This window comes from Gardnerella lacydonensis (assembly GCF_048545055.1).
In the GTDB taxonomy this organism is placed as follows: Bacteria; Actinomycetota; Actinomycetes; order Actinomycetales; family Bifidobacteriaceae; genus Bifidobacterium; species Bifidobacterium vaginale_C.
The window spans coordinates 41,392-60,140 of the sequence record NZ_JBKQXT010000005.1 but is presented as its reverse complement, the minus strand read 5'-3'; the positions used below and the strand labels follow the sequence as shown (position 1 = coordinate 60,140).

Below are 18,749 nucleotides of genomic sequence, written 5' to 3'. Positions count from 1 at the left end.
TCGCGCAAAGTCAAAAATCTCGGAGCGTGCGTTGCGTGGCTAAATGTATAATCGATTTATAAGCTTGATAGGAGGGTAAAACAGTGGTTGATGATTCAAATAAGCCTGAATCAAGCGCATCATTGAATGAGAATGCAGCAAATCAAAACGACTACAGCACGCCAGAATCCAGCGCGGCAGACGTTGAAATGAGCCAGTATGTGGCAGATCGCGCTCGCGTAAACGAAGATAAAATTCGCCAAGACGAGCAAATCGTTGCCGAATTTGGCGAGTACAATTACGGCTGGCATGATTCGGATGCTGCAGGCGAAGCTGCAAAGAAGGGCATTGACGAGTCGGTTGTTCGCGCAATTTCCGCCGACAAACACGAGCCAGAGTGGATGCTAAACCTTCGTTTGCAAGGCTACCGCGCGTTTTTGCAAAAGCCGATGCCTGATTGGGGAGTGGATTTAAGCGGTTTTGACGCAGACGATTTTAAGTACTACGTTCGTCCAGTTCACGATCAAGCGAAAACTTGGGATGATTTGCCAGAAGATATTCGCAAAACTTACGATAGGCTTGGCATTCCAGAAGCGGAGAAAAAGCGCTTAGTTTCAGGCGTTGCAGCACAGTATGAGTCGGAAGTTATTTACAATTCGATTCGCGAGGATTTAGCAGCTCAAGGCGTAATTTTTGTTGATACGGATACAGCAGTGCAAAAGTATCCAGAGCTTGTAAAAAAGTATTTTGCAACTGTGATTCCAGTTGACGACAACAAGTTTGCGGCTCTTAACACCGCTGCTTGGAGCGGCGGCTCGTTCGTGTACGTGCCAAAAGGCGTGCATGTGGATATTCCGCTTCAGGCTTACTTCCGCATTAACACGCCGAATATGGGGCAGTTTGAGCGCACGTTGATTATTGCAGACGAAGGATCGTACGTGCACTATGTTGAAGGTTGCACAGCTCCGATTTATTCCACGGATTCGCTCCACGCTGCAAACGTTGAGATTGTTGTAGAAAAGCATGCGCGCGTGCGCTACACAACCGTGCAAAATTGGTCAAATAACGTGTACAACTTGGTAACTCAGCGAGCCTATGTGCGCGAAGGCGGCACAATGGAGTGGGTTGATGGAAACATTGGATCCAAGGCTACTATGAAGTATCCTGCATGCATTCTTGCTGAGCCGTACGCAAAAGCAGAAACCATGTCTTTGAGCTTTGCGGGCCGCGGTCAGTACCAAGATACTGGTGCGAAGATGATTCACTTGGCTCCGCACACAAGTTCTACGATTGTTGCTAAGTCGATTTCGCGTGGCGGCGGTCGCTCGGCTTACCGAGGTCTTGTGAAGATTGTTAAGGGCGCTAGCGGCTCCAGTTCTTCAGTTGTGTGCGACGCTTTGCTTGTTGACGATTTTTCAAGGTCCGACACTTATCCGCATGTTGACGTGCGCGAAGATAACGTTTCAATGGCTCATGAGGCCACTGTTTCCAAGGTTTCCGAAGATCAGCTTTTCTATTTGATGAGCCGAGGGCTTGAAGAAAAAGAGGCTATGGGCATGATTGTGCGCGGCTTTGTGGAGCCGATTAGTCGCCAGCTGCCGATGGAGTATGCTCTGGAGCTTAATCGTCTTGTGGAATTGCAAATGGAAGGATCCGTGGGGTGATGAGCGAAGATTTAAAAAAGAATTTGAGCGATAATTTAGGCAATAAAATGACGGAAAAAGAAATTAATATTCCTGTAGCAGACCCTAATGATCCTTACGCGGTTCCTGCTGCAATGCCTTCTAGTGCAGATAAATCCGTGCGCTCTTTTAACGTGCAAGACTTTGCGATTCCAACTAGGAAGCAGGAAGATTGGCGATACACTCCAGTTGAGAGAATTTCTGAGTTTTTTGATAGCTTTGAGCCGTCTAACAACGTTGCTGTGGAGCTAAAAGGTGTTGATGGCGATTCGCATGCAACTCTACAAATTCTGCCAAAAAACGAGGCTCCGCATACAGAGATGAAGCCTTCGGATCGCGTGGCTGCTGTTGCGTGGAATTCTGCAAAGTCGGCGTACGTTTTGCATGTTTGTGGCGAAGTTACAAAGCCAATAATATTGCAAATTCACGGAAACAACTTGCAATCGCTAGACGCATTGCACTTAGTGATTGAAGCCGATTCTTACACAAACGCGGATATTATCGTAGAACACACAGGAATTGCAAAGCTTGCTGAAGGCGTAGAAATCATTCTTGGAGAGAACGCGCATGTTTCTACAACGTTCATTCAAGAGTGGGATTCAGGCAGCAAACACGTTGGAAATCATAGGATTCACGTGGGTGCTGGCGCTTCTTTACGCCACACAATGGTCACGCTTGGCGGAGACGTTGTGCGAATCCGCATGGATCAGGATTTTGGCGGCGAAAAGGGCGATTTGAACATGCTTGGCATGTATTTTGTGGATCCAGGCGAGCATGTTGAGCATCGCACGATGGTTGTGCACAATCACCCAGAATGCAAGTCGCGAGTAGTGTATAAGGGCGCGCTTTACGGCAAAGGAGCGCATTCTACATGGGTTGGAAACGCGCTTATTAAGCCAGAAGCTCCAGGCACGGATTCGTACGAGTTGAACAGAAACCTGGTGCTAACTCCTGGCGCGATTGCTGATTCGGAGCCGAATTTGGAAATCGAAAATGGAAATATTATTGGCGCAGGTCACGCAAGTTCTGTCGGCAGATTCGACGACGAGGAGCTGTTTTACTTGCAATCTCGCGGCGTGAGCGAAGCGGATGCTAGAAAGCTTGTTGTGCGCGGATTCTTTAACGAGCTTATTGAGGAGATTGGCGTGCCGCAAATCGTAGATCACTTGATGGCTGCGATTGAGAGGCGTTTAGCTAAGACGGAAGAATCGCAAGTAACCGCACCATCACGCGAATCGCAAGCAACCGACGAATCGAAATATGCGGAAGAATAGGAGATAAACATGTCAACTTTAGAAATCAAGGATTTGTACGCGTCTGTAGAAACAAAAGAGGGACGCAAGCAAATCTTAAAGGGCGTAAATCTTACAGTTAATTCGGGCGAAACGCACGCGATTATGGGTCCGAATGGCTCTGGAAAGTCTACTCTCGCATACACTTTGGCAGGTCACCCAAAGTACGAAGTAGATTCGGGCCAGGTGCTTCTAGACGGCGAAGATATTTTGAAGATGACTCCAGACGAGCGCGCAAAAGCTGGGCTGTTTCTTGCGATGCAATACCCGGTAGAGGTACCAGGCGTTTCGATGACGAACTTTTTGCGCACAGCAAAAACAGAAGTGAGCGGCGAGGCTCCGACTTTGCGCGCGTGGGTTAAAGAGCTTAACGAAGCAATGAAGCGCTTAAGAATGGACCCAAAGTTTGCATCTCGTTCTGTAAACGAGGGATTTTCGGGCGGCGAGAAAAAGCGCGCGGAAGTTTTGCAACTAGAGATTTTAAAGCCAAAGTTTGCGATTTTAGATGAGACGGATTCTGGTCTAGACGTGGATGCTTTGCGAATTGTTTCGGAAGGCGTAAATCGCGCCAAAGAAAATACTGGTTTGGGCATTATGATGGTTACGCATTACACGCGAATCCTAAAGTACATTAAGCCAGATATTGTTCACGTTTTTGCGCAAGGTCACTTTGTAAAGACGGCGGGACCAGAGCTTGCAGACGAGTTGGAAGAAGAAGGATACGACAAGTATTTGCCAGAAGGTGCCAGCGAATCTGCGATTGCTTAAGCGGCGTGTCTAAAGCCGCGAGTAAACTCGTTTAAGTTTGGCTAAATAAAACGGAAGAGGTTTGTAATGACTGTTCGCGGTGATATCAGAAATGTGGCAATCGTAGCGCACGTTGACCATGGTAAGACAACGCTCGTAAATGCCATGCTTCAGCAGTCGCACGTATTCTCTGAGCGAGAAGAAGTGCCAGACCGCGTAATGGACTCCAACGACCTTGAGCGCGAAAAAGGCATCACCATTCTTGCCAAGAACACTGCAGTGCAGTACACTGGCCCGCTGGCAGAAAAGTACGGTCATCCAGAGGGAATTACAATCAACGTAATCGATACCCCAGGTCACGCCGACTTTGGTGGCGAAGTAGAGCGCGGCATCTCCATGGTTGATGGCGTTGTGCTGCTTGTTGACGCTTCCGAAGGCCCACTTCCGCAAACTCGATTCGTTCTACGCAAGGCGCTTGAGGCAAAGCTGCCAGTGATTTTGTGCGTTAACAAAACGGATCGTCCAGACGCGCGTATTGACGAGGTTGTGAGCGAAGCTACAGATTTGCTTCTCGGTCTTGCACAAGACGTTGTTGAAGAAGGAATCGACCTAGATATTGATTCGCTTCTTGATTTGCCTGTTATTTATTGCGCTGCAAAAGCTGGCTATGCATCCTTGAATCAGCCAGAAAACGGCGGCTTGCCAGACAATGATAATTTGGAGCCGCTTTTTGACTCCATTATCTCCAACATTCCAGCACCAGAGTACGAGGAAGGTGCACCTCTTCAGGCGCACGTTGCAAACATCGATTCCTCTGACTTCTTGGGTCGTCTTGGTTTAGTGCGAATCTACAATGGCACTTTGGAAAAGGGTAAAACTTACGGGCTTTCTCGTGTAGATGGCTCGCTTGAAAACTTCCGCGTTTCCGAGCTTTTGCGCACACAAGGCTTGGAGCGCACTCCTGTTGCATCTGCAGGCCCTGGAGATATTGTTGCAGTTGCAGGCGTTAACGACATTATGATTGGCGAGACGATTGTGGACCAGAACGATCCAAAGCCTCTTCCATTGATTCACGTTGACGACCCAGCTATCTCCATGACTTTCGGCATTAACGATTCGCCGCTTGCTGGCACAGAAGGCAAGGATCACAAGCTTACAGCGCGCATGATTAAAGATAGGCTTGATCGAGAGCTTATTGGTAACGTGTCTATTAAGGTTCTTCCAACAGACCGCCCAGATGCTTGGGAAGTTCAGGGTCGTGGTGAGTTGGCGTTGGCAGTTTTGGCGGAGCAAATGCGTCGCGAAGGCTACGAGCTTACAGTTGGCCGCCCTCAAGTTGTTACTAAGACGATTGATGGCCAAATTAACGAGCCTATGGAAAACACTACGATTGATGTTCCAGAAGAATACATGGGTACTGTTACGCAGCTTATGGCAGATCGCAAGGGCCGCATGGATTCTATGAGCAATCACGGATCTGGCTGGATTCGCTTGCAATTTACTGTTCCTTCGCGTGGTCTTATTGGTTTCCGCACAGCTCTTCTTTCTGCTACTCGCGGAACTGGTATTGCAAGCTCTATTTCTGCAGGCTACGCGCCTTGGGCTGGTCAGATTGTAACTCGCCAGAATGGCTCCATGGTTTGTGATCGTAAGGGTGTTGCAACGCCTTATGCTATGCAGCGTTTGCAGGCGCGCGGCGTGTTCTTTGTGGATCCGCAAAGCCCTGTGTACGAAGGTCAAATCGTTGGTATTAACAATAAGCCAGATGAGTTGGATGTTAACATTACGCTTGCTAAGCATATGACTAACATGCGTTCTTCAACCGCTGATGTGCTTGAGACTTTGACTCCACCAATTAAGATGAGCTTGGAAGAGTCGCTTGACTTTGCTAACGAGGATGAGTGTGTGGAAGTTACGCCTGAGTCGATTCGCGTGCGCAAGATTATTTTGAGCCGTGATGAATGGTATAAGTGGCGTGCTAAGCAGCGTCGTCAAAATAATGCTGCGTGATTCCTTAAAATGATGTTCAACATGAAGTCGCATTCCGTGCTATTTGCTAGCAAGTGTGCGGCTTCATGCGTTTTAGCGGTATTTTGCGCGGTTTTGGGCACTTTTGCGCATCGAATGGGCGCTATGTATAACTTTCCGTACGGTCTTGTAATCGCGCTTTTGCTTGTTACTTTGAGCGCGTGTTTTGCTCGCATGCTTTGTGGCATGTTTGGTTTGATTTTGCACTCAATCGTGTGCTGTTCGGTTGTGTGGATGATTGCGCTTGGATGGTTTAGAATTTTTGGCGCGTTTCGAGGCGTGCTTGTTGCCGTTGGATTTGGCGTGGATAATCTTCCGTGGATCGCGCAAAATGCTGGATATTTTTGGCTTTATGGCATTATTATCGCTCACGTAGTTTTGCTTTTTATGCCTAATAAATTTTTTATTATTTCTGGTGCTAAATAAGCGGTGCTAAATAAGTGTAAGTTAGTTTATAGGTGAATTTTTATAGGTGAATTTGCTGCATATTTGTGCAAAAATAACATTATGCAGTAGTCTTACTTACAAGTCTTATAGTCTTATAGTCTTAGAGTAGTTTTGAGGAATAGTCATGAATAGCAATATAGTCATGAATAGTAATAAGAACAGTAATAATGCCCGTAAATTATGCTATTTAGGGCCGGAAGGTTCTTTTACTCATCAAGCTGCTTTAAAAGTTAAAGAACAATGTAAATCGTTAGATGCTTTGCGTCTTATTCCAACTGCGTGTGAGAATATTCGTAATATTGCTAGCAAAATTGAAGATTGCTACCATTTGGGTATTATTGCGTGGGAAAACAATATTGAAGGCGTAGTAATACCTAATTTAGATTTATTAATTGATGCGAAAAATATGGTTGGCATTGCTCGCTTGGGCGTTGATATAAGTTTTGATGCTGTTGTTTGCCAGTCGGATTCAATCGATAATTGTTCGACTATTGTTGCTCATCCTCACGCGTTGGCACAATGCCGTAAGTTTGCTCAAAAGCATGGATTGAAAGAAAAAACTGCGTCTTCAAACGCTGCTGCTTGTAGGGATTTAGTTCCTGGCGAAGTTGCTTTGTGCCCTAAAATTTGTGCTGATTTATACAATAGGCAAATTGTGAGTGAAGCTGTTGAAGATTTTTCTGGCGCTCGCACTGAGTTTTTAGTGTTAGCTCCTAGAGATGAGGCTTTAAGTTTTGTTAGTATGCATCGCGAATGCTATTCATCTTTTTCTTCGATTATTGCTTTTATTCCGCGTTGTACAGGTGCTGGAGTGCTAGCAAATTTGCTTGATGTTGTGCGCGATCATGGTCTTAATATGACTTCTTTTATGTCTAGGCCGATTAAAGGTCAAGATGGTTTATATAGTTTTATTGCCACTGTTGATGCTGCTCCTTGGGATTCTACGTGTAAAGCTATGATTCAAGAAGTTGTTGAACATGGTGATTGGGTGCGAGTTTTAGCGGTGTATCCTTCTGATAATCGCAATAATCCGGTTATGAATGATTGGATGCTGCCTAATGGCGGAGTGTGTATTGATGCTCCAGGCGATGCTTCAGTTGATGCTTTGAGCGCTTTGAACGTAATGCATGCAGAAAGAGAATTATTATGGTAGAAGATGCTGGATTTTCTCAAAAATTTTCTGTTGGTATTGTAGGACTTGGACTTATTGGCGGATCAATCGCAAAGCGTTTGGCTGCGACTGGCTCCTGCAAAGTGTACGCGTATAATCGCCATCAAACAATGTATAAAGAAGCAAGGGCGCTTGGAATCACTTGCGTTGAAAGCGTTGCGGAGCTTGCGCGTATGCAGCCAAATGTTTTGATTTTATGCAATTCGCTTGCCTCTATGCCAGAAGTTCTTGGCGAGATTTCGCGCGGAATCAACAAGCAGCACACAACTTTGACGGATGTTGGTAGCGTTAAGGGGCTTGTGCGCGAGCAGGTTAAGGCCGCGGGGCTTGGTGATTGTTATATTGGCGCGCATCCTATGGCTGGAAGCGAGTTTACGGGTTGGCAGGCGTCGAGCGCACAGCTGCTGGACGGCGCGCTTTGGGCAGTTAGTGTTGATGAGAATAGTGATTTTTGGCGGTTTTTGGCGGTTTTGCGCGTTATTGTGGCGTTGTGTGGCAATCGCGCGCTCGTGTTGAACGATTCTATACACGATGCTTCGGCGGCGCTGATTTCGCACATGCCGCACGTTGTTTCTACAGCGCTGGCGAACGTTTTGTGCGGAAGCGAAAATCGCAATGTTGCGTTGCAAATGTCGGCTGGTTCTTGGCGAGATATGACGCGAGTGGCGCTTACGGATCCAGATCGCACGCGTGCAATGGTTGCAGAAAATCGGCGAAATGTGGCGGATTTGCTTGGTAGTGTGATTGAGGAGTTGAGTTTTGCGAAGAAGATGCTTGAGGGGAGCGATGGCGATTCTGCGGTTGCTAGCGATGAGCGCGCGTTTTTTGCTAAGGCTGATTATTGGCGCAAGTACAAGTATAAGGAGCGCGCGGTTGCTTGCGATGAGTCGTCCGGCGATTTGCGCGAGCTTCGATTTGCGCTTGATTGCCCAGGTGATTGGCAAAGTCAGATGATTCAAAGCGCGCAAAGCGGCGAGCAGATTGTTGGCGTGGCGCTGAATGACTCTGCGGTTGCTGGCGATGAGCGCGTGTCTCGCATAACACTTCGTCGCGTCTCAACTCTCTAATCATTGTGCATTTCGCTACAATCGAACGCCGAATTTTGTACAAAGTCGAGCGAAGATGTGAGCGATATTCTTTGTTTGGTATTGCGCGAGGTTTGAGTATTTCTCTCCTCGCAAGTGACGCGCACCTTTACGGATATCTTATGAACGTTAATGTTCTAATGTTTTAGGTTGGCGCTATTTATTGCTCGTAGAGAAATACATCAAACCTTCTGAATATCTAGAACTTTTGCGTATCTTGCATCACCGAGATTCTCGGTTTTTCTTCTTCATTCGATGAATCACCATCAAAGATGCTGAGGTTCATCTCATTCAGTGCGAAAAATCTCGAATCTCCACCGCGTTTGGTGGTGTTTTAAATTCGAAGTAGTAGATTCGAGCGGCATATAATTAACATATGACCGAATCGCAGCAATCGCCATTTTCCCTAAAAATTCAGCAATTTCTAAACCACATAAGCGTGGAGCGTGGGCTTTCTCCCAAAACCGTTGAAGCCTACGAGTCGGATCTTACAAAATACACGAACTGGCTGCGCGAATCCCGAAAAATCAACGATGTTAGCAAAATCACGCAACTAGATATTGAAGAATACGTGCGCGCGATGTCATCACAAGCAATGGCATCACAAAGTTTAGGTCCTCGCACGATTGCACGGCGAATCGCAAGCATTCACGAGTGGAACAAATTTATGCTTTCCAACGCGCAAATCACAAGCGACCCTTCTGCAGAAGTCAAAGCACCAAAGCAGTCGGAGCATCTTCCAGACGTACTCAGCATTAGCGAAGTGGAGCGCGTAATCGATGCAGCTGGCGGCTTTGGCAGCACGGATGCTGTCTCGCTGCGAGACCGTGCGCTTGTGGAATTTTTGTATGCTACGGGTGCGCGCGTAAGCGAGGCGGTTAGCTTAAAATTCGAGGACATTGATTTAGATGAATCGGTTGTGCGTCTTACTGGCAAGGGACAAAAGCAGAGACTCGTTCCGATTGGAAAGTGCGCGGTATGCGCATTGCGCGATTATTTAGCTAACGCCAGACCTATTCTTGTAAGTCGCGCGCAAAAGTCGCAAGCAACCGCACAGTCGCAAGTAAAGTCGCGACTCAAGTCACCCTTAAACTCATCGTCAAAATCTGCTAATACTCACGTGATTTTCCTCAACAAACGTGGCAAATCGCTATCTCGTCAATCCGCGTGGGAGGCGATTTCGCGTGCTGGCAAAATGGCTAAAATTGGCAAAGAATTGCATCCGCACACGCTTCGACATTCTTTTGCAACGCATTTGATTTCGGGCGGCGCCGATGTGCGCACTGTGCAGGAGCTGCTTGGTCATGCATCCGTTACAACTACGCAAATTTACACGCATATAAGCCCAGACGCGCTTATGGAGGCGTATGTTATGAGCCATCCGCGCGCGAGATAGCTCCACAACGACGCATCGATTCACTGAACATACCTTTTGATAGACTGAAGTTTATGCCTACTGATTTACTTGGACGCGAATATGAGACTTTCCGCGCGCCAGATGCGCTTACAACGCACGGTCCTGCGCGCATTATTGCTATGTGCAACCAGAAGGGTGGCGTTGGTAAAACCACCAGTTCCATCAATATAGCTGGTGCGCTAAGTCAATACGGTAGGCGAGTTTTAATTGTTGACTTCGATCCGCAAGGCGCTGCAACGGTAGGACTTGGGATTAATGCGAACGCACTTGATAACACGGTTTACACGGCGCTTTTTGATTCCTCTGTAGATGTGCACGATGTGATTCGCCACACTGCCACCGAAAACATTGATGTTATGCCTGCAAACATTGATCTTTCTGCTGCCGAGGTCCAGCTTGTTACCGAAGTTGGTCGCGAGCAGATTTTGGCTGGCGTGCTGCGCAAGGTTCGTAACGAATACGACGTTATTATTATTGACTGCCAGCCTTCGCTTGGCTTGCTTACCGTCAACGCGCTTACGGCGGCGGATGGCGTGATTATTCCTGTTGCAGCGGAGTTCTTTGCGCTTAGAGGCGTGGCGCTGCTTATGCAATCTATTGAAAAAGTGCAGCATAGAATTAACCCAGATTTGCAAGTATTTGGCGTGCTCGTTACTATGTTTACGCGCACTTTGCACAGCGAAGAGGTTTTGCAAAGGATTTACGAGGCTTTCCAGGGGCGCGTGTTGCATTCTGTGATTTCGCGTTCGATTAAGCTGCCGGATTCTACTGTTGCTGCGGTTCCGATTACGATTTTTGCTCCTGAGCATAAGACTGCTAAAGAGTATCGCGAGGTTGCGCGCGAGCTCATTTCCAACGGCGTTGTTGCATAGCGCTCCGACCTACCTTTTCGCTTAGAGCGTAGTGCGCTAGCGACGTTCTTGCTTTTGTTTCCCAAATCGACCAAAAAGGGAACAAATGCGGGCACGTTTTTCGTTTTATGCAGTGTGTTTGTATCAAAAAACAACAAAATCCAGTACAATCGCACTACATACCTAGCGCAGATTAGCCGCGATGTTTGCGTTCGGGTATTGGCTTTAATCTTACGATTGTGCGCGCGTCGATGAACATTTCTTGCTCTGGTCGGCTTCCGTTTGCGGCCGCGTCGCGCATAAGATGCAATGTTGCGCCGTCCCAGCTGATTACGTGACCAATTGCGTCGTGGTATTCGATTTTTGGCGCGCGACCAGTTGTTGGAGCGCTTGCGATTATTGGTGCGATTCCACTTGTTTCTGTGCTGCCAGCGGTTTGTAATCTTTCGTCGCCGTCTAATTGCGCGACTTTGTATGTTCGAACTACGATTCGTGCTCCCACTGGTATAAATTCTGGCAGAATTTGCCGTCTAATTAAACTGCTCGTGGTGCGCCTCCGCGTTATTTATCGTCGTAGTGGCCTTTGCATGCATAAATTATAATCGTGTCATCTGTAAACGAGTATACGATTCTATCTTTATCGCTTACTCGTCTACTCCAACAATCAGAATAGTTTCCTTTAAGTGGTTCGGGTTTACCTTTTCCGTCGATTGGATTCCGCATAATCTCTTTAATAATATTGTTAAGCTTTTTACGAGTTTTATTATCGCTTTCCCAATAGAGATAGTCACTCCAAGCGTCTGGAGTCCAAGCAATTTTTCTCATTGTTTGTGAATCCTAAGGTTTAATCTAATCCATGATTAAATTGTGCTCTTCGAGCTTTATGGTGCCATTTTTAACGCCATCAATCTGCGATTTCAAATATGCTTGATTTGACGGCGAGTAAAATGGGTCAAGCGAAAAATCTAACGGTATTCTCTTTTCGCGACCAATCGTTTTGATAAACACGTTCAGTGCGGCGCTCATAGAGATTCCGAGTTCTTTGCAAACTCGTTCTGCGTTGAGTTTGTCTTCTTTCTTTGCGCGAAAGTTTACGTTTACTATGTCTGTTGTTACTGTAGTCATCTTGGTTCCTGCTCTTATGTTTTAGTGTAGAATTTTATACTTTTGCATAAATGTATACGATAATTATATATGATGTAACGTAAATGTCATTAATTATGCAAGCAATTGTTGATGATTTTAGTGCGCTCCGAATTGCCTTTTCGCGCTACGCTTTAAGCGAAAATGCAGGTCCTGTCGTTCGCGCAGATTAGCTGCGCTATTCCTCGCGGCTATTAGTATCCGCTCGGCTGATTTGGCATGTAAAGTCCACTGGACTTTACATTTGAGCCAAATCACGCTTTGAAGGAGCTTGAAACGCGCTATGCAATTTCAAGCTCAGTCAAAGCGCTTTGCAGCGCAGAAGCAGGCTTCTGCCTTGAGCGGCTCAGCGCTCCGAATTGCCTTTTCACGCTACGCTTTAAGCGAAAAGGCAGGTCGGAGCGCACGCAGATTCTCAGGCTATTATCAGACTTGTAACAAAATTACGAGTAGAATAAGAACCGTGATACTTGATCGTCATAATCGTTTAAATTTGGCTGAACTTTACGCAAGCTTGCAAGGTGCTGGCGATGGTGAGTCGCCAGAAACCGCTGCGGAAAAATCGCAAGCAACCGCCGACGAAAAGTCCGCGCAAAAATCACCTATAAAAAGCGAAACTCCGCATCTTCCGCCCGAGCAGATGGACGAATTCGTAAACATGATGCAGGTGTATGAAGGCGCGATGTACGAAATCAGCACGAAGCTGGAGATTTTGGACGGTGAGTTTCAGGTGCGATTTTCGCACAATCCCGTGCATCACATGGAGCGGCGATTAAAATCCGTGCACTCGATTTTTGAGAAGCTGCGCCGCAGAAACCTAAGCATATCAACGCGTTCGATTCGTGACAATCTGTTCGATGTGGCTGGAATCCGCGTGATTTGCAACTATCGCGATGACGTGTATGCGGTTGCGCAATACCTTTCCAAGCAAACGGATATTCAAGTGTTGCAGGTTAAGGATTACATTAAAAACCCAAAGCCGAACGGGTATCGCAGTTTGCATGTGATTTACGCTGTGCCAGTGTTTTTGTCGTCGGGCGCGCATTACACGCCTGTGGAGGTGCAGTTCCGCACGATTGCAATGGATTATTGGGCGAGCTTGGAGCACGCGTTGCGTTATAAGGCGGATTTGCCTGACGCAAAGTTGGCGGAGCATTCCAAGACGCTGCTTGAGTGTGCGCAGAATTTGCAGGCAATTGAGGCGCAAATGCAGGGGATTCATCGCGATATTAATGGTGCGCCGCGAGTGGAGGATGCGCCTGAATCGTAACAAGCTAATTCATATTGATCTGCGCGACACACATAGTCGTACAAATGTACTATAATTAGATACTTAATAATGATTTAGGAGGAATTATGGGAGATTTTGGAAATTTTAACAGCAATTATGCTGGCAACTTTGCACAAAACCCAACAATTGTCGACGCGCAGGCTACTTATGTGCGTGAGCAGGCAGAGCGAGTGAGTGTGCGTCGAGTTTACGCAGAGATGACCGTTGGACTAATCGTCACAACGCTTGTGGCAATGTTTACGCAAAGTACGGGTGCGCTTTACTCTTACTTGTATGCTACGGGTCGATTTGGATTCTTCGGCATTATTATTGCGCAAGTAGCGCTTGCTGTTATTCTTGGAATGCGCGTTATGAAAATGAGCGTTTTTGCTGCGCGTGCGATGTTCTATGCGTATGCTGCACTTACTGGCTTTACGCTTAGCGCGATTTTTACTGTGTTTAGTCTCGGCTCTATTGCAATGGTTTTGGCTTTAACTGCTGGATTCTTCCTGTGTCTTACAATGCTTGCACTCACTACGAAGGTGAATATGCTTAAGGCTGGTCCTATTCTTATGGTGGCTTTGTTGGTGTTGTGCGTGAGTCAGGTAATTCTTATGTTTGTTGCTCCAAGTGCTGGAACAATGCGACTTATTGCTGCGATTGCAGTGCTGATTTTTGCAGGTCTTACGGCTTATGATGCACAGAAAACTCGTGCGATTTTTGAAGCGTATGCTGATCAGCCAGAAATGATTAAACGTATTTCGATTATTTGCGCGTTTAATCTTTATTTGGACTTCATCAACATGTTTGTCTATTTACTGGAATTGCTTGGGAATAGGCGCGACTAGATACGAGTGTGTGCGTTTTCCTAGGGATTATGATAGGCTATTCGCTTGTGTGATTGATGCGCATATTGCGTAGCGAGCACACATGGATGGGTGTCCGAGCGGTCTAAGGAGACGGTCTTGAAAACCGTTGTAGGGAAACCTACCGCGAGTTCGAATCTCGCCTCATCCGCAAATAGGGTTTCTAGCCAATCGCTAGAAGCCCTTTTTTCATGCCGAAAACCCTTGATATATCAACGTTTTTGGCTTGTTTTCAATGTTCTTGGGTTTGGCATTTTGTAGTATTAAATGTCATTATTTTTGATTACGAACGGGGTGTTTGGCGGGGTGGTTTTGATATCAAGTTGAGAGTTTTTGCCGAGAATGTACGCATTTTGTGTGTTTTTATATATTTTCGGGAAACTGGATTAGATAGAACGATAGTTACGCTCTTGAGATGTGATTGAGTCAAGCACAAATTGCGCGCCACTTCGATTCTCCTGACTGCTTACAAAATCTTGCGGAGAATAAGGCGCCGCGCTGTTAAACATTTCCTCGTATTGCGAAACGCTTAATTGCGTGCGATTGTTTAGCGCTTTTAAGTGCCGATTAGAAAACAGAGCGCTACGCCAGTCTGGAACAAGTGTTGCGCTAAAGAATTCTGCTACAGCACCAGAACCATATGAGAACAAGCCGATTTTTTGGCCTGGGAGTAGGGGAGAAGACGGTGATTCGTTTGTGTGCGTTCCAGAAGATAAGTCGCCAGTAACCGACGAATCATAAGAAACCGACGAATAGCCAGCAGACTCTGACGAATAGTCAAAATTCCTAAAATAATCGTAATCAAGTAAAGAAATTAAGCCTAAATAGAGTGAACCAGTGTAAATATTTCCGATTCGGCGACTATATTGTGTGCTGTCTTGGTATCTAGCAAGAAGACGTTCGCGCGTATCGCCCGTAAGAGACGCGCACGAATTTGCCTCAAAACCAGCTCGAAGCGCTTTAAGCCCCATTTTTGTGTACGGAAGATGGAAGCAAATCGCCTCAAAATCGTTGAAATTGCAGTCGTTTTTCGCGCTGTATTGCTGCCACACATCGCAGAACATGTGAATATATTGTTCGGTTGAAAACTTTCCGCGCGCCAAAGCAGTGCTTTGATATACGGGTCGCCAAAAATCCTGGATTTCTGCCGATTTTACAACGCTGTCGTCGTTGATTTGCAACACGTGCGGATTCTCGCTCACAAGCATTGCAACAGAGCCAGCTCCCTGCGTAACCTCGCCAGGAGTTCCCACGCCATAGCGCGCGATGTCTGCCGCAATCACCAAAACTTGCGCGCTAGGATGCGTCAAAACGTAATCACGAGCCATCATAAGCGCCGCAGTTCCGCCATAACATGCCTCTTTTACTTCAACGCAGCGCACCCACGGACTGAGATCCAACAGTCGGTGAATGTAAAGCGCACTGGATTTGCTGGCATCGACGCCGCTTTCTGTGCCAACAATCACCATTTTGAGGCGGCTGTTATCGATGTACGGCAGCAGCGGCAGCGCAGCTTGAGCGCCAAGTGTTACGATATCTTGATGATTTGGCGGCACCGCTTGCTGGCTTTGACCGATTCCGATCGTGAATTTGTTCGGGTCTATTCCGCGCGCGATCGCCAGATCTTTCATGCTTAGATAGCAATTTGGAGTTGCGAAAGTTATGCGGTCGATTCCGACTTTTGGCGTGTTTTTTGAAGTATTGCTCATGGTTTCCTATTTTTTTTTTTAAGGGCGATTTTAGTGGTGTAAATTTTACGGCGCGGTTGCTGGCGACTTATCCCAAACAGAAGAAAGTCGTAGTTAACCGAGTAACACGTGTAATTATTATTGTAAACTCTAAGTATTTTTGTCTTTTCGTAAATTATCAAGAATCATCCTTGCAGAATTCGTGTTCAAATCTGAACGCTTTTCGTTTAGAAGCGCGTGCACAACCTTCTGAATTTCGTTTCCATGTGCGCCAGATGCGATAGCGATGTTTGCGGCTTGAAGTCGCATGTGACCAGCTTGGATTCCAGGACCTGCGAGTGCGCGAAGGGCTGCCAGGTTTTGTACGAGTCCAACGGCGGCAAGAATGTTACGGAAATCATTGGCGTTTTCGACTTCAGCAACTTGCAGCGCGACTTTTGACATTGGAAGTGAGGAGATTGCGCCACCTACTGTGCCGATTTGCAATGGGATTTCGATACGACCGTAAAGGATTTGGTCGCTATTTTGCAAGGCCCATGTTGAAAGAGGCATGTAACGACCGGATTTTGTTGCCCATTCGTGTGCTGCTGCTTGTAATGCGCGTGTGTCGTTGCCAGATGCGAGTGCTGCTGCCACTATTCCGTTTAGGATTCCTTTGTTGTGGGTTGCAGCGCGCTCCGCGTCTACGGTGGCTAGGGAGCTTAAGGCGGCGATGCGGCGCGCAAGGCGCATGCCGTCGGCATCTCCAGCCGCGGCTGTTTTTGCGCTAGGCACAAGCGCTTCTACAGGTAGGTGAATTTCGGCGATTGTTGCCGCGCGGCTGGAGTTGGCAAGAATTGCCACTAGCGCCTTGCTCCCCACCCAGCTTTCCAGCTGGGTTTTCACGGCTTCGCCAATGGTATTTGATATGTTTGCTCCCATTGCGTCGCACGCGTTTATGTCTAGTGTTAGTTTGGCGAAGCCGTTCAATGTCGCCGCCTGTGCGCGTTCTAATCCGCCGCCGCGTTGGTATATTGATGGGTGTGCGGAGCGCGCAACCTCACTAATTGTCGTGCGTTTTGACTCGTCGCGCATTATTTCGTCTAGTTTTTTGGCTACACTTCCGTCTTTGTCTTCAAACACGATTTGTGCGCTTGTAACGTAATGTGCGCTGTGTGCCACAACGCCATTTTCTAGGCTTTTTGCTGCGATTTTTGCACCGTTGCATGCAGCAGCGATTACGGATGGCTCTTCTGTAGCCATCAGCACGTTTCGCGTTACTCCGTTTACTTTTACTCCGCGCACAACGCCTACTGGCAGGCTGAATCGCCCGATTTGATTTTCGATCATGCTGTTCGCAACGCTTGCAGGAATGTTTGTTTCGCTGCTTTGTGCGAGCTGTTCGAGCAGCAGTTGCGCGCAATCCTCACTAAGCGCGCCTTCTGATTCCAGAGTTTTTATGCGTTGTTCTACGCTTAATTCTCGAAAAGCTGCCATGTTTCTCCATTTTTTTTTGCGCTATTTTCACGATTTTCACTTTTGCAATGTTGCTTTGACGCTATTGACGCTATTTTCAAGCAGCCAGCAACAGACGAATCGCCATCAACAGCAAAGTCGCCAGAAGTACTGCAATATTCGCCAGTAAACTCGCGTATCGCAACGCTACTACTACGGACGACTACGACTACTACTACAACTACGACGACGAAGACTACTACTACTTTCGCATCCTAACTTGCATGCTCACTCCGATTCCGCCGCCCACACACAACGCCGCAACGCCGTTTTGCATGTGATTGTCTTTAAGCGCGTAAAGAAGTGTTGTTAAAATCCTGGCTCCGCTGGCCCCCAAGGGATGTCCGAGCGCTATTGCTCCGCCTCTTATGTTCAGTTTGCTTTCGTTAATGTTCAGCTGCTGGCAGACTGCTATGCTTTGTGCGGCAAACGCTTCGTTAATCTCAAAAAGGTCAATGTTTTCAACGGTGTATCCCGTGTTTTTTAGCATGCGTTCCATAACGTGTTTTGGCGCGTATCCCATAAGATCTGGGCTGATTCCGCCTTCTGCAAATCCCACGATTTCTGCCAAATAGTCGATTTCGTGCGCGATTGCGTAGTCTTTGCTCATCAAGACGAGTGCTGCGGCGCCGTCATTGATGCCACTCGCGTTTCCAGCGGTTACAGTAGGCGAGTGTTTTGCGCTAAAATCCGCCTCGCAAGTTTCATCCGCTTCGCACATTCCATTCGCCTCGCGCACATCAAAATCCGCTTTAAACAACGTTTTAAGCTTAGCAAGCTGCTCCATAGACGTGTTGGCTCGCGGATGTTCATCGCGGTTAATCACAGTTCCGTCATAAAGCTGCACTGGCGTAATTTCTGCGTCAAAATCGCCATTATTTTGTGCAAAAACAGCTTTTTGGTGAGATTTTAGTGCGAAAGCGTCTTGCTGCTCGCGCGATATTCTAAATTTTGCAGCCACGTTTTCCGCGGTAACTCCCATTTCTTTGCCAGTAAAAGCGTCACAAAGACCGTCTTTTTTTAGTCCATCAACCAGTGCGCTGTTGCCGTAGCGAAGTCCACCAAATCGCACGTTTTGTGCATAAAAAGGCACGTTGCTCATGCTTTCCGTGCCGCCAGCAACTACAATCTGTGCGTCGCCCATGCAAATCGCCGTCTGCGCGAGTCGTATGGCTTTAAGACCAGACCCACAAACTTCGTTGATTGTCATCGCGCAACTTGACTCGTCAAGTCCAGCGCTAAGAGCGATTTGGCGCGCAACATTTTGACCGCTACCTGCCTGAAGCACGTTTCCAAAAATCGCTTGATCTACGGATTTTGGGCTGATTCCTGCGCGTTTAATTGCGGCTTTTGCTGCGATTGTTCCTAACTCAACCGATGTGAGCGATTTTAACGTGCCTCCGAATTTACCTATCGGTGTGCGCGCTGCGCTTACAATCACAACATCAGTCATACGTTTAGCCGCCTAATCAGTTGAAACTAGCCTATCTAGCCTATTGAAAGTATCATGCTGAAAACACTAACCGAACTACTTTATCGTATTTTTACGCAAAATTGCGATTTGTGAAGAATTATGCTTAATTTTTTCA

At 47.0% G+C, this 18,749-nt stretch carries 18 protein-coding genes and 1 tRNA gene; 13 read left to right on the top strand and 6 right to left on the bottom strand.

What is annotated here, in order from left to right; translation table 11 throughout:
• Positions 1 to 83: 83 nt before the first annotated feature.
• From sufB to ACJV45_RS05860, 9 genes are all read left to right on the top strand, one after another.
• Positions 84 to 1,643 (top strand): Fe-S cluster assembly protein SufB, encoded by a 1,560-nt coding sequence (gene sufB, locus ACJV45_RS05900; protein ID WP_419397872.1) that lies wholly within the window; start codon positions 84 to 86, stop codon positions 1,641 to 1,643.
• Positions 1,643 to 2,935 carry a Fe-S cluster assembly protein SufD gene (gene sufD, locus ACJV45_RS05895; RefSeq protein WP_419397871.1) on the top strand — a complete coding sequence of 431 codons (1,293 nt, stop codon included), beginning with the start codon at positions 1,643 to 1,645 and terminating at the stop codon, positions 2,933 to 2,935. Before sufB ends, sufD begins: the two co-directional genes overlap by 1 nt.
• 9 nt (positions 2,936 to 2,944) lie before the next feature.
• Positions 2,945 to 3,721 (top strand): Fe-S cluster assembly ATPase SufC, encoded by a 777-nt coding sequence (gene sufC, locus ACJV45_RS05890; protein WP_004114595.1) that lies wholly within the window; start codon positions 2,945 to 2,947, stop codon positions 3,719 to 3,721.
• A 66-nt stretch (positions 3,722 to 3,787) separates the two neighbouring features.
• Entirely contained in the window at positions 3,788 to 5,710 is a 1,923-nt protein-coding gene (gene typA / locus ACJV45_RS05885; RefSeq protein ID WP_410311990.1) for a translational GTPase TypA, read from the top strand.
• A gap of 9 nt (positions 5,711 to 5,719) precedes the next feature.
• Entirely contained in the window at positions 5,720 to 6,154 is a 435-nt protein-coding gene (locus ACJV45_RS05880; protein ID WP_029600477.1) for a hypothetical protein, read from the top strand.
• Between the two features lie 145 nt (positions 6,155 to 6,299).
• Positions 6,300 to 7,328, top strand: coding sequence for a prephenate dehydratase (locus ACJV45_RS05875; protein ID WP_410311989.1), 1,029 nt, complete (start codon positions 6,300 to 6,302; stop codon positions 7,326 to 7,328).
• Positions 7,322 to 8,413: a prephenate dehydrogenase gene (locus ACJV45_RS05870; RefSeq protein ID WP_419397870.1), complete on the top strand. Its 1,092-nt coding sequence runs from the start codon at positions 7,322 to 7,324 to the stop codon at positions 8,411 to 8,413. The genes ACJV45_RS05875 and ACJV45_RS05870 overlap by 7 nt, the downstream gene beginning before the upstream one ends.
• Positions 8,414 to 8,807: 394 nt before the next feature.
• Positions 8,808 to 9,827, top strand: a complete 1,020-nt coding sequence (locus ACJV45_RS05865; protein ID WP_419397869.1) for a site-specific tyrosine recombinase — start codon at positions 8,808 to 8,810, stop codon at positions 9,825 to 9,827.
• A 53-nt stretch (positions 9,828 to 9,880) separates the two neighbouring features.
• Entirely contained in the window at positions 9,881 to 10,720 is an 840-nt protein-coding gene (locus ACJV45_RS05860; RefSeq protein ID WP_004121099.1) for a ParA family protein, read from the top strand.
• A 172-nt stretch (positions 10,721 to 10,892) separates the two neighbouring features.
• Here the strand turns inward: ACJV45_RS05860 and ACJV45_RS05855 are convergent, their stop codons facing one another.
• From ACJV45_RS05855 to ACJV45_RS05845, 3 genes are read right to left on the bottom strand one after another with little or no spacing between them, the layout of a single operon-like run.
• Entirely contained in the window at positions 10,893 to 11,201 is a 309-nt protein-coding gene (locus ACJV45_RS05855; protein ID WP_004125347.1) for a DUF6725 family protein, read from the bottom strand.
• Positions 11,202 to 11,260: 59 nt separating this feature from the next.
• A complete protein-coding gene (locus tag ACJV45_RS05850) occupies positions 11,261 to 11,524 on the bottom strand; it encodes a Txe/YoeB family addiction module toxin (protein ID WP_419397868.1) in 264 nt (87 codons plus the stop codon).
• A gap of 24 nt (positions 11,525 to 11,548) precedes the next feature.
• Positions 11,549 to 11,824 (bottom strand): type II toxin-antitoxin system RelB/DinJ family antitoxin, encoded by a 276-nt coding sequence (locus tag ACJV45_RS05845; RefSeq protein ID WP_004121092.1) that lies wholly within the window; start codon positions 11,822 to 11,824, stop codon positions 11,549 to 11,551.
• A gap of 481 nt (positions 11,825 to 12,305) precedes the next feature.
• On the opposite strand from ACJV45_RS05845, the gene ACJV45_RS05840 reads away from it, so the two are divergent.
• The 3 genes from ACJV45_RS05840 (at position 12,306) to ACJV45_RS05830 (ending at position 14,129) form a co-directional block, all read left to right on the top strand.
• Positions 12,306 to 13,112: a GTP pyrophosphokinase gene (locus tag ACJV45_RS05840; RefSeq protein ID WP_019261378.1), complete on the top strand. Its 807-nt coding sequence runs from the start codon at positions 12,306 to 12,308 to the stop codon at positions 13,110 to 13,112.
• 86 nt (positions 13,113 to 13,198) lie between these two features.
• On the top strand, positions 13,199 to 13,960 hold the full coding sequence (locus ACJV45_RS05835) for a Bax inhibitor-1/YccA family protein (RefSeq protein WP_004121088.1): 762 nt from the start codon (positions 13,199 to 13,201) through the stop codon (positions 13,958 to 13,960).
• An 84-nt stretch (positions 13,961 to 14,044) separates the two neighbouring features.
• Positions 14,045 to 14,129 (top strand) — tRNA-Ser (locus ACJV45_RS05830).
• Between the two features lie 235 nt (positions 14,130 to 14,364).
• On the opposite strand, the gene ACJV45_RS05825 is transcribed toward ACJV45_RS05830, so the two are convergent.
• Both ACJV45_RS05825 and ACJV45_RS05820 read right to left on the bottom strand, forming a co-directional pair.
• The gene (locus ACJV45_RS05825) at positions 14,365 to 15,687 is read right to left on the bottom strand and encodes a hydroxymethylglutaryl-CoA synthase (protein WP_419397867.1); all 1,323 of its coding nucleotides are present in this window, start codon (positions 15,685 to 15,687) and stop codon (positions 14,365 to 14,367) included.
• Positions 15,688 to 15,816: 129 nt separating this feature from the next.
• Positions 15,817 to 17,142, bottom strand: a complete 1,326-nt coding sequence (locus tag ACJV45_RS05820; protein WP_419397866.1) for a hydroxymethylglutaryl-CoA reductase, degradative — start codon at positions 17,140 to 17,142, stop codon at positions 15,817 to 15,819.
• A gap of 42 nt (positions 17,143 to 17,184) precedes the next feature.
• On the opposite strand from ACJV45_RS05820, the gene ACJV45_RS05815 reads away from it, so the two are divergent.
• Positions 17,185 to 17,379: a hypothetical protein gene (locus ACJV45_RS05815; RefSeq protein ID WP_353582302.1), complete on the top strand. Its 195-nt coding sequence runs from the start codon at positions 17,185 to 17,187 to the stop codon at positions 17,377 to 17,379.
• On the opposite strand, the gene ACJV45_RS05810 is transcribed toward ACJV45_RS05815, so the two are convergent.
• The gene (locus tag ACJV45_RS05810) at positions 17,363 to 18,613 is read right to left on the bottom strand and encodes a thiolase family protein (RefSeq protein WP_419397865.1); all 1,251 of its coding nucleotides are present in this window, start codon (positions 18,611 to 18,613) and stop codon (positions 17,363 to 17,365) included. The genes ACJV45_RS05815 and ACJV45_RS05810 overlap by 17 nt on opposite strands.
• Between the last annotated feature and the right edge of the window lie 136 nt (positions 18,614 to 18,749).

Excerpts from the sequence above, each read along its gene's own strand:
- ACJV45_RS05875 (WP_410311989.1), top strand. The coding sequence starts at position 6,300 with ATGAATAGCAATATAGTCATGAATAGTAATAAGAACAGTAATAATGCC.
- ACJV45_RS05820 (WP_419397866.1), bottom strand. The coding sequence starts at position 17,142 with ATGGCAGCTTTTCGAGAATTAAGCGTAGAACAACGCATAAAAACTCTG.
- ACJV45_RS05810 (WP_419397865.1), bottom strand. The coding sequence starts at position 18,613 with ATGACTGATGTTGTGATTGTAAGCGCAGCGCGCACACCGATAGGTAAA.
- ACJV45_RS05850 (WP_419397868.1), bottom strand. The coding sequence starts at position 11,524 with ATGAGAAAAATTGCTTGGACTCCAGACGCTTGGAGTGACTATCTCTAT.
- ACJV45_RS05825 (WP_419397867.1), bottom strand. The coding sequence starts at position 15,687 with ATGAGCAATACTTCAAAAAACACGCCAAAAGTCGGAATCGACCGCATA.
- ACJV45_RS05835 (WP_004121088.1), top strand. The coding sequence starts at position 13,199 with ATGGGAGATTTTGGAAATTTTAACAGCAATTATGCTGGCAACTTTGCA.
- sufC (WP_004114595.1), top strand. The coding sequence starts at position 2,945 with ATGTCAACTTTAGAAATCAAGGATTTGTACGCGTCTGTAGAAACAAAA.
- ACJV45_RS05880 (WP_029600477.1), top strand. The coding sequence starts at position 5,720 with ATGATGTTCAACATGAAGTCGCATTCCGTGCTATTTGCTAGCAAGTGT.
- ACJV45_RS05860 (WP_004121099.1), top strand. The coding sequence starts at position 9,881 with ATGCCTACTGATTTACTTGGACGCGAATATGAGACTTTCCGCGCGCCA.
- typA (WP_410311990.1), top strand. The coding sequence starts at position 3,788 with ATGACTGTTCGCGGTGATATCAGAAATGTGGCAATCGTAGCGCACGTT.
- ACJV45_RS05870 (WP_419397870.1), top strand. The coding sequence starts at position 7,322 with ATGGTAGAAGATGCTGGATTTTCTCAAAAATTTTCTGTTGGTATTGTA.
- ACJV45_RS05845 (WP_004121092.1), bottom strand. The coding sequence starts at position 11,824 with ATGACTACAGTAACAACAGACATAGTAAACGTAAACTTTCGCGCAAAG.
- ACJV45_RS05865 (WP_419397869.1), top strand. The coding sequence starts at position 8,808 with ATGACCGAATCGCAGCAATCGCCATTTTCCCTAAAAATTCAGCAATTT.
- sufD (WP_419397871.1), top strand. The coding sequence starts at position 1,643 with ATGAGCGAAGATTTAAAAAAGAATTTGAGCGATAATTTAGGCAATAAA.